This is a genomic window from Pseudorhizobium endolithicum (assembly GCF_902153245.2).
GTDB lineage: Bacteria > Pseudomonadota > Alphaproteobacteria > Rhizobiales > Rhizobiaceae > Neorhizobium > Neorhizobium endolithicum.
Map to the genome: position 1 here is coordinate 128,658 of NZ_CABFWF030000011.1, position 316 is coordinate 128,973.

The 316-nt window shown below is 59.2% G+C and carries 1 pseudogene; it reads left to right on the forward strand.

Annotated features, from left to right (window positions below):
- A pseudogene (locus tag RTCK_RS08645) lies at positions 1 to 316 on the forward strand (transposase); the annotation flags it as partial.

Sequence of the window (316 nt, forward strand, 5' to 3'; positions counted from 1 at the left end):
CGAGCAGAGTTTCGAACCAGGCGAGACGGTGTCTTCTACCGCTCGCCGCCATGGCGTTGCGCCCAATCTGCTTTACCGGTGGCGCAGGCTCTTAAGCGAGGGAGGTGCTGCAGCCGTGGGTTCTGACGAGCCGGTTGTTGGCAATTCGGAAGTGAAGAAGCTGGAGGATCGCATCCGCGAGCTGGAGCGCATGCTCGGTCGCAAGACGATGGAGGTGGAAATCCTCCGCGAAGCATTATCCAAAGCAGACTCAAAAAAACGGATATCGCGGCCGATCTTGTTGCCGAAGGACGGTTCCCGATGAAGACCGTCGCCG